The following is a 9,258-nucleotide window of genomic DNA, read 5'->3' as shown; positions in this document are numbered from 1 at the left end:
GATTGTGCTGGCTCTGTTCATTATTGCAGCGATGGTCACTTCGGTGATGTATGGTCGGCGAATTTTCTGCCGCTATATTTGCCCGGTGAGTGGTTTTACCGGCATGTATTCACTGGTCGCGCCGGTGGAAGTCCGCGTGCGAGATCCGGAAGTCTGTAAAAAGCATACGGATAAGACCTGTATTACTGGTAATGAAGATGGTTATGGTTGTCCGTGGTTGTGTTATCCGGGCAACTTGGATCGCAATGCCTACTGTGGTATGTGCACTGAGTGCTTCAAAACCTGCACACAAGATAATCTTGCCATGAATATTCGCCCCTTCGGAGCTGATCTCTTTGTGAATAAGGGACGTGGTATTGATGAGGTCTACAACGGCTTTATCATGCTGGCCTGTGCACTAATCTACATTGCTGTTTATCTTGGCCCTTGGGGCATACTCAAGGATATGGCGAATATTGAGACAATTCCCTTGTTCTTGGTCTATTCTGTGCTCTTTATTTTGGCCAATCTCGTTATTTTACCGGGGTTGTTCTACATCGCGATCTGGTTAGGCAAGGGGCTAGCAGAAGGTAGGCTGGTTCCTGCGGGAGAAGCCTTCGCCTTCGTACCGCGCCTGTGGGATCAGTTTTTGGCCTTTGTTACTCGCAAGCCTCAGCAGGCCAAAAGTTCAGGCAGGGCTTCGAATGTGATTACTCTCGAAGGAAAACTGCCCTCATTAAAGCGTCTCTTCATCGATTACGGTTATGCTGTTATCCCGCTTGGCTTGGCAGGCTGGATTGCCTTCACTGTTGCGTTTGCATTGATCGATATTTCTTACGCCATTCCATTGCTCTCTGATCCAATGGGTTGGGGTTGGGATCTGTTTGGAACGGCTAAATATGGCTGGGTTATGTATACCCCACATCTGGTGCCTTATCTGCAAACGCCGATTTTCTTGGGCGGACTGGCGGTTTCGATTTATACCGCCTATCGTATCGGTCTAAACCATACCAAGGATAAGAAGGTTCTTACCCTTAGTCTGGTTCCAGTTGTGATCTTGCTGTCACTGATTATTGCGACTTTCTTTTGGTTGGCTATGTAGAAGACGCAGAAGATGATATATTTCTCGTGTCACATATTTGTGACGAGCGATATGACCTGTATTTAGAAAGGAGTTATGAGATGAAACGCTTTAATACATCAGGGATTGTTGTTGCTGTTTTGGGGTTGCTGATCGTGATCACACCTGTGGTACTACCTGTTTGTGAGGGGCTTTTGGAATTGGTGAATGGAAAACAGATACCCATGCGTTGCCATTGGACGGCACGAGCAGAGATGATCTTTGGTGTGCTGCTGATCGCTTTGGGGTTGATGATCGCTTTCCTGAAGGAGGCTGGTGAGCGCCAGCGCCTGCATCATCAGGTGGCCCTGCTTGGATTGGTCACTGTTTTGACACCTCTATTCATTATCCCCACTTGCATGAACCCCGATATGTCTTGTAACGTGGGCACAAAACCAGCGCTCATTATTTTGGGCGGTATAGTTTTGATCATGGGCTTGATCGGTAGCCGCAATCCTGAAAAAGCACCTGAAATAGCTGAATGAAAGAGATCAATCTCTTTACGCTGGCATTGCAGAACCTACGCCGCAAACCCTACCGCACAGCGGTGATCGGGCTTTGTGTTGCGGTTGCCACAGGTTCTCTCTTCGCAGCGACCATCGTCCTGCGTGGCGTGCAGCATAGCCTGACCGTTGGGCGTGCCCGCCTGGGCGCAGATCTGATTGTGGTGCCGGTGGGATATGATGCTCTCGCTCAAGAAGCCTTTATCACGGGGCAGCCATCCACTTTCTACATGCCAGATGAGATCAGCCAGAGCATTACGGCGCTCCCCGGTGTAAAGCAGACATCGGCTCAGGTTTTTGTTGAAACCTTGAGCAATGCTAGTTGCTGTGTGGGTGAATTCTTTTTGGTAGGTTTCGAGCCTGATACAGACTTCACCATCTCCCCTTGGCTGGCAACCCATCTGAATGGGCAAGCATTGGGACCTTTCGACATTATCGTCGGGGATCGTATTCTGCTGCGAGAAGATGAAACAGTTATTTTTTACGGGACGGCATTCAATGTGGTTGGTGTGCTCGAAAAGACGGGCATGGGCATAGATCGAACGATCTACGTCCCCATGGAGGGGATGCGCACCATGATCGCTGATTCTGGAGAATTAGCTGAAAAAGAACTGACTGTCTCGCCTGACGAAGTTTCATCCGTTCTTGTCAGTGTTGATTCTGATACCGATATTCTGGATGTCGCCGAAGCCATCGAAGCCGATCTTGAAACAGCTAAAGTCTTCACCACTTCTCAACTCAATCAAGCCGTTGGCACACAATTACAAGGCGTACTAGGCGTTACTTTTGGCGTCACCGCAGCATTATGGGTGATGTCTTTGCTTACCATTGGTCTTGTATTTTCGTTGATCGTCAACGAGCGCCAGCGTGAGCTGGGCATTCTACGAGCAATGGGTGCTCGTCGCCAAACGATCTTTCGTCTGGTAATGGGCGAAGCCGCCCTACTTACCGGGCTGGGGGGGCTGAGCGGTCTCATTGCAGCAGGTATTCTATTGGCAGGTTTTTCTCGTTTGATCCAAATGCGTTTACACATTCCCTATTTACTGCCCAACTGGTTTGAGATCATCGGCGCCTCGCTCTTGCTTCTCTTGCTGGCATTGCTTACAGGCGTGCTGGCTTCTCTGCATCCAGCGCTCTCAAGCAGCAAAATGGAGCCTTACGCCGCCATCCGGAAAGGTGAATGATGACAGACTCTTCTCCCGCCAACACCCCGCTCATCAAAACCGAAAAGATCAGCAAACATTACCAGCAAGGTACTGAAATAGTCCGTGCAGTAGATGACCTCAGCCTGCAGGTACTCCCCGGTGATTTTGTCAGTATCACAGGGCGCTCCGGCTCCGGAAAGACCACGCTTCTGAGTCTCATCGGTGGTCTGACGCTGCCTACAACAGGACAGATCGAAATCTTCGAGCAATCGCTCGCAGATCTGGACGACGTCAGGCTCTCGACTCTTCGTGCTCGCCGCATCGGCTTCGTCTTCCAATTTGCCAGCCTGATCCCCACCCTCACAGCGCTTGATAATGTGCGCCTGCCCGGCCTCTTCAATGAAAAAGCCATCTCCACCAAAGAAGCCGCTGACCTGCTCACCTGGGTCGGATTAGCGGACAAATTACACAACTTCCCATCCGAACTTTCTGGCGGACAACAAACACGGGTCGCTCTTGCCCGCTCCTTGGTCAATGCCCCCGATCTTTTGCTTGCAGATGAACCCACCGGCAACCTCGATGTGGAAACCGAGCATGAGATCCTTACCCTCCTGAGTGACCTGAACCGCCAACGTGGGATGACCATTCTCCTCGTCACCCACAATCCCGCACTTGCCAAACACGGGACTCGCCATCTCGTCATGGATGATGGCAAACTGACCGAATCTCACGACATCAAGGTACTCACCGATGACTAAAGGGATCAAACTTGCCCTGGGCTTGCTCTCGTTATGGATGCTTCTTCTGCTCCCCGCATGTTGTGGCCCCCGTGGACGTATGCAATGGCGCTTCGAAGCCGGAAACGCCGTTGTCGCCGTGCCCGCCGTCGGCGCAGACGGGACAGTCTATGTTGGCACACACGATACTTTTTTCTACGCCTTCACGCCAGAAGGCAAAGTCAAATGGAAATACGAAACCGAAAACTGGGTACACGGCGCAGCCGCCATCGCAGCGGATGGCACCCTTTATGTCCCGGCTTACGACCGTAAACTCTACGCCTTCTCCCCCGATGGCGACCTGCTCTGGACATTCGAAGCAGGCATGAAGATCGAATCATCTCCGGCAGTCGCAAAAGACGGCACCATCTACTTTGGCGCAGACGACAACCATTTTTACGCCCTCAATCCTGATGGCAGCCTGAAATGGAAGGAAGACCTGGGCGGTTGGGTGGTCTCCTGTCCGGCAGTCGCCGCCGATGGTACGGTCTATATTGGCTCCGAAGACAACGCCCTCTATGCCTTCAACCCCGACGGCTCGCTCAAATGGCGCTTCGAGACAGGCGGCCCCGTCTATTCATCCCCAGCCATTGGCGCAGATGGCACCGTCTATGTTGGCTCGGCAGATTATTCCCTTTACGCCGTCAACCCCGATGGTACAGAACAATGGCATTATGAAACAGAAGCGGAGGTTTATTCGTCCCCATCTGTTGGACTTAGTGATGCTATTTACGTTGGCTCGATGGATCATCATCTGTATGCTCTCAATCCCGATGGTACGCTGGCTTGGCGTTTTGATACTCGGGACTGGGTCATTTCGTCGCCAGCTGTTGGCTCAGACGGCACGATTTATGTAGGGTCTTATAACCAGAATATTTACGCCTTCTCCTCGGATGGAGAGGTGCTGTGGAAGTACAAAACAGATAAATATGTGACTGGTTCGGCTAATTTGGTTTCTGGCGGCATGTTGTATATTGGTTCAGATGACAATTATCTATATGCGCTCCAAACTGATAGCCCAGGCCCTGCTGCAACATCCTGGCCTAAGTTTCGAGGAGACTTGCCCAATTCGGGACGCGAAGGAAGTAGTAAATAATTGGAGTTAGCCATGAAAAAACTTGAAATCTTTGCCAATATTCTTATTGTGCTTGTACTGGTAGGCACAGTGGTGGGCATCTTCGTCTATGAAGGAATATTAGAGTCGCAGAGAGAATGCGTCACAATACGTTTTCGACAGTATGAACGTGGAAATCCCACGCCCAATACCGTTCACCTGAAAAAAGGCGAAGAAGCCTGCCTGCGATTGACAAGTGAAGATACCACGCATGGTTTGAATATCCCGGATATGAAGGTTTATAGTGAACCTATCCATCCAGGTAAATGGACTTATGTTCGCTTCACACCGGAAAAAAGCGGTACTTATAGCTTTGTCTGTACCATTGTGTGCAGCCCAATGCACTCTCGTGTGCGAGGGAAACTTATTGTTGAGTGATCTATGGCAGAAAAAGCATCACAAGATATTACCCGACGAGACTTCTTACGGGTAATAGGCGGAGTGAGCAGTGCTGGACTTTTATATCTGCTCTTACGCCCTAAATGGGAATTCAGTTCTGTTCGCCCTCCTGGTGCATTGCCGGGAGGCGATTTTGAATCTTTCTGTATTCGCTGTGGGAAATGTCTGACTGCCTGTGATCAAAATGCTATTTCGCTGGATGATGAAGGTTTGCCGGAGATCAACGGCTTAAGTGGCTGGTGCGACTTTTCTATGAATTGTATAGAAGTTTGTCCATCTGGCGCTTTACAACCGATAGATCCGGAAACTGCGGTAATTGGTACTGCTATCATTGATGAAGAGCGCTGTATTGCTTGGAATTGGCCCGGTTGCCGACTATGCTATGACCGGTGTTTGGACCTTCAGCAAGCAATTTCATTGGATGAAGAATATCGTCCATATGTTGATGAAACTTTATGTACAGGTTGTGCAGCATGTGTTGTGATCTGCCCGCAATCATCTCATGCTGGTCATCGGAACAAAAAATACGGTAAAGCTATTTTCATTGGATGAAATGATTTGACTACTAAAAAGGTTGTAAAAAAACGTTCTAAAACGGCATCTTATCGTATTGACTCCTGGGCAACAATACGTTTTCTCGTCACTATACTCTTCTTCATCCTGATCGGTGGGGGGCTGTGGATTGGTTCGACGTGCTCTGTCAGCATTGGTTCTGTTGAACTGACCTGCCCTTTGGGAGCAGCGCAAGTCATGGCGGCGGCAGGTGTATTTATCCCTGCTTTGGCATTGGGCGCATTGCTTACAATTCTTTTAATTGTTCTTTTCGGAAGGGCTTTTTGTAGCTGGATTTGCCCAGGGCGTTGGATTTTCAATCGACGAACGCAATCAGGCTCAAGGTTCAGAAAGTACCGGGCATGGATCCAACGAGGCTTGGTTGGGGGCGTGATCGGTGCAGCCTGGCTCTGTCATACCCCGGCTTTCTGCATCATTTGTCCGGTTGGGCTTTCTTGTCGAGGGGCGATCGCAGCAGGCTCTGGTGGGAGCCTTTTCCCGATAGTCGGGTGGCTGGGTGTTTTAGTTGGTGCTGAATGGGCAAGTGGACTTTCTTGGTGTCGTGATCTTTGCCCCTTGGGTGCACTTTTCACTGGCTTTAGTCGCTTCAACCCTTTTATCAAAGTGGAGAAAAATCCAGAAATTTGTAAACCCTGCAATATATGTGAGCGCTCTTGTGCGGAAGGCTTGAATCTGGCGAAAGATATAGATTTTTCTGCCTGTACGAAATGTTTTGAATGCCAGGAGACGTGCCCGCGAGGAGCTGTTGAGATCAAGCTTGTTCAGATATCCGTTCGTGGGAAGGATGGGTAGTGAAATGAAACTTCTTTATAGAATTTTTTTCTTGCTTATGGCTATGATGATTGTCTCCGCTTGCGGAAAGCAAAAAACAGAGGTAATACCAACGCCAACATTTGCTGTAGCTACAGAAGAAACTGAACCAGAAGTATTGAAGCTCGATAGACCCTTTGAACCACCAAAACTACCTGGGGACGTTACCAAACTTGTCGCCGCTTCATCAATATGCTCACCTTGTCACACAGATCTCGATAACGGTGAAGGGGTTGATTACTCCTTTGATGCCAACTGGCGTAGCTCCATGATGGCGCATAGCGCGAAGGATCCCTATTGGCTGGCGACGATGAGTAGCGAAATCAGCAAACACAGTCAGCATGAAGCCTTGATCGAAGATAAATGCTCCACCTGTCACATGCCGCTGGCTCATTTTGATGCAAAAACGAACAGATATCCCATCGAAGTTTTTGGGGAAGGTTTCCGGGATCCAGCAAACCCGCTGCACGATCTGGCCATCGATGGTGTCTCGTGCACCCTTTGCCATCAAATTAAAGCTGATAACTTGGGCGAAGAAACAAGTTTCAGCGGGGGATATCTAATTGACATTGAGAGACGTACCCGAGTTGCTTATGGTTCACATTATGTGTTGCCAGAACCGACGATGATCATGCAAAACCCCACCGGTTATGAACCAAATTACGGCGAACATGTTTTGGATTCAGCACTCTGTGCCACATGTCATACTCTGTACACGCCTTATTTGGATGCGCAGGGAGAAATCGCTGGTTATTTCCCAGAGCAAACTATCTATCAGGAATGGGAGAATAGTACATTCAATGGCACTCAAACCTGCCAGGAATGCCATATGCCCAAGGTGACTGGCTATGTGGCTTCTTCTACTGAGTGGGGGCCTCTTTCAAAATTCACCCGTCTGCATTCGTTCACAGGCGCAAATGCTTTTATGTTGCGCTTGTTGAATGCCAATGCAGAGGCCGTAAATCTAACCGCTGAAGATGAGCAGATGCAGGTTGCCATTGATCGAGTGACAGAGCAATTACAGACAAACTCTGCCGCTCTCACCTTGGATATGGTCTCCGTCGAAGAAGATATACTCACGGTCGAAGTGACTGTGCAGCCGCTTACCGGGCATAAGCTTCCTAGTGGCTACCCATCCCGTCGTGCGTGGTTGCATTTGACTCTAACCGATGAGGCTGGCAATATTCTCTTCGAATCCGGGGCGGTAGAAAACAATGGCTTGATCGTTGGCAATGACAATGACTCTGACTCTACCCAATATGAGCCGCATTATGTGCAGATCACCGCTCCCGATCAGGTACAAATCTACGAGCCGATTATGGTGAATACCGAAGGACAGGTCACAACCGATTTGTTATTGGGTGCAGCTTACCTTAAAGATAATCGCTTGTTACCTGACGGGTTTGACTTTGCGGCAGCCGACCCGGATATCGCTCCTTATGGTGTGGCTGCTGAAGATCCTGATTTCAAAGCTGGCAGTGACACTGTCGTGTACCAGATCGAAGCTGGGCAGACAACCAGCTCACTAACTGTCTCTGTGGAATTACTTTACCAATCAATTGGTTACCGTTGGGTTGAGAATTTACGCACCTTTGATACCCTTGAAGGTGACCAGTTTTTTGGTATATATGATGCGAGTGATAACTTCCCGATTGTTGTTGCTGAGACTGTGCAAATCGTCACACCTTAGCTGTGCTAAATTTGGGATGCTTGTTATGTAAAGACAGTTATAATCACTTGTGATGGTGTATTCTTATAATCTTACCCAAACTTGGAACGAAATACACGTGGCTGTTGTCCACGGTATGGACATACCTGGCAGACCACAAAAGGGCGAGCAATCCGAATAGATTGCTCGCCCTTTGCATAAATCACTGGTTTCTCAGATGTTTTTTATGTCATACAGTTACCAGCTCAGCGCGGTATAAATCAAATATACGGGTATAAATACCCATACATGACCACCCACCAAATTATTTAGCCTTAGTGGATTATGTTTACTTGGGCACTAGCTAGGAGAGACATTCCAAAAGGTCTCTCCTTTTTTACAAATATATTGTATTCATACTAGAAATGAACTTGTCTCTTGGCAAGTAAAACATGTTTACTTGCACTCTAAGTGCATGAAAACTTTTTCCAGGAGACTTTATATGCAACAAGACAGAACAACAGACAATCCTGCTCTTGATGATGCACTTGTCCAATGCTTGCGTATCTTTGCTCGACATGGACGCAAAGTCCGAGCAGATAGGCAAGCTGTTGGGAGACAACAAAAGAATGCTGAGAAAGAGAATACCCTCGAAGCGAAAACTACAAACTACAAATCATCTTAGAGGGCATATCAATCCCTCGCATCGTACTTTTACAACCCACACCGAGAAGTAGCCGGCGAGTATAATTACCGCTAGGAGTGTTCGCGCTATGACAATGAATGATGACTGGATCACAGTACAAGAAGCTGCTAAAATAAGCGGCTATCATGCTGAATATGTGCGTACCTTGATACGCGGGGGGAAGATCAAGGCGCAGAAATTTGGACCTGTTTGGGCTATCAGCAAGGAAATTCTACTTAGCTATGTAGAACGTGCCCGAAAAACCCAGGACGGTCGGCATGGTCCAAAAACAGAAAAGCCCTAATTGATTTTGTCTTGCAAATAATATATTGCAATGATACAATGTATTTAGGTAAAAGTACAGGCGTACACGGTGCAGCAACACTATACACGCCCTAGCTCAACCCACCGAAGAAGCGGCGGGCGAGTTGGTCGAATTATACCAACCTAAAGCTTATACGTCCTGGTGGATTCTCTATCAGGACGTTTTTCTTTCCCCTAGCCTC

General features: G+C 48.5%; 11 protein-coding genes. All 11 read left to right on the top strand.

The window, feature by feature from the left end:
• On the top strand, positions 1–1,081 hold a 1,081-nt coding region (locus tag AC3DOM_RS12045; RefSeq protein ID WP_487919293.1), incomplete at its 5' end, for a 4Fe-4S binding protein.
• Between the two features lie 80 nt (positions 1,082–1,161).
• On the top strand, positions 1,162–1,584 hold the full coding sequence (locus tag AC3DOM_RS12040; RefSeq protein WP_487919292.1) for a DUF4418 family protein: 423 nt from the start codon (positions 1,162–1,164) through the stop codon (positions 1,582–1,584).
• Entirely contained in the window at positions 1,581–2,786 is a 1,206-nt protein-coding gene (locus AC3DOM_RS12035; protein WP_487919291.1) for an ABC transporter permease, read from the top strand. Before AC3DOM_RS12040 ends, AC3DOM_RS12035 begins: the two co-directional genes overlap by 4 nt.
• On the top strand, positions 2,786–3,505 hold the full coding sequence (locus AC3DOM_RS12030; protein ID WP_487919290.1) for an ABC transporter ATP-binding protein: 720 nt from the start codon (positions 2,786–2,788) through the stop codon (positions 3,503–3,505). Before AC3DOM_RS12035 ends, AC3DOM_RS12030 begins: the two co-directional genes overlap by 1 nt.
• Positions 3,498–4,619: a beta-alanine-activating enzyme beta-propeller domain-containing protein gene (locus tag AC3DOM_RS12025; protein WP_487919289.1), complete on the top strand. Its 1,122-nt coding sequence runs from the start codon at positions 3,498–3,500 to the stop codon at positions 4,617–4,619. The genes AC3DOM_RS12030 and AC3DOM_RS12025 overlap by 8 nt, the downstream gene beginning before the upstream one ends.
• 12 nt (positions 4,620–4,631) lie before the next feature.
• Complete coding sequence (locus AC3DOM_RS12020) at positions 4,632–5,015, top strand: cupredoxin domain-containing protein (RefSeq protein ID WP_487919288.1); 384 nt, start codon at positions 4,632–4,634, stop codon at positions 5,013–5,015.
• Between the two features lie 3 nt (positions 5,016–5,018).
• A complete protein-coding gene (locus tag AC3DOM_RS12015) occupies positions 5,019–5,588 on the top strand; it encodes a 4Fe-4S dicluster domain-containing protein (protein ID WP_487919287.1) in 570 nt (189 codons plus the stop codon).
• A gap of 6 nt (positions 5,589–5,594) precedes the next feature.
• Positions 5,595–6,401: a 4Fe-4S binding protein gene (locus tag AC3DOM_RS12010; RefSeq protein ID WP_487919286.1), complete on the top strand. Its 807-nt coding sequence runs from the start codon at positions 5,595–5,597 to the stop codon at positions 6,399–6,401.
• Positions 6,402–6,405: 4 nt separating this feature from the next.
• Entirely contained in the window at positions 6,406–8,109 is a 1,704-nt protein-coding gene (locus AC3DOM_RS12005; protein WP_487919285.1) for a hypothetical protein, read from the top strand.
• 460 nt (positions 8,110–8,569) lie between these two features.
• Positions 8,570–8,752, top strand: coding sequence for a hypothetical protein (locus AC3DOM_RS12000; protein WP_487919284.1), 183 nt, complete (start codon positions 8,570–8,572; stop codon positions 8,750–8,752).
• A gap of 88 nt (positions 8,753–8,840) precedes the next feature.
• Entirely contained in the window at positions 8,841–9,056 is a 216-nt protein-coding gene (locus AC3DOM_RS11995) for a helix-turn-helix domain-containing protein (RefSeq protein ID WP_487919283.1), read from the top strand.
• Positions 9,057–9,258 lie beyond the last annotated feature (202 nt).

It is taken from the genome of Candidatus Desulfolinea nitratireducens, assembly GCF_982879505.1.
This window is presented reverse-complemented; position numbering and strand designations above follow the sequence as displayed.

Bases quoted from the DNA above. Each gene is read 5' to 3' on its own strand.
- AC3DOM_RS12040 (WP_487919292.1), top strand. From the start codon at position 1,162: ATGAAACGCTTTAATACATCAGGGATTGTTGTTGCTGTTTTGGGGTTG.
- AC3DOM_RS12015 (WP_487919287.1), top strand. From the start codon at position 5,019: ATGGCAGAAAAAGCATCACAAGATATTACCCGACGAGACTTCTTACGG.
- AC3DOM_RS12000 (WP_487919284.1), top strand. From the start codon at position 8,570: ATGCAACAAGACAGAACAACAGACAATCCTGCTCTTGATGATGCACTT.
- AC3DOM_RS12035 (WP_487919291.1), top strand. From the start codon at position 1,581: ATGAAAGAGATCAATCTCTTTACGCTGGCATTGCAGAACCTACGCCGC.
- AC3DOM_RS11995 (WP_487919283.1), top strand. From the start codon at position 8,841: ATGACAATGAATGATGACTGGATCACAGTACAAGAAGCTGCTAAAATA.
- AC3DOM_RS12005 (WP_487919285.1), top strand. From the start codon at position 6,406: ATGAAACTTCTTTATAGAATTTTTTTCTTGCTTATGGCTATGATGATT.
- AC3DOM_RS12025 (WP_487919289.1), top strand. From the start codon at position 3,498: ATGACTAAAGGGATCAAACTTGCCCTGGGCTTGCTCTCGTTATGGATG.
- AC3DOM_RS12020 (WP_487919288.1), top strand. From the start codon at position 4,632: ATGAAAAAACTTGAAATCTTTGCCAATATTCTTATTGTGCTTGTACTG.
- AC3DOM_RS12030 (WP_487919290.1), top strand. From the start codon at position 2,786: ATGACAGACTCTTCTCCCGCCAACACCCCGCTCATCAAAACCGAAAAG.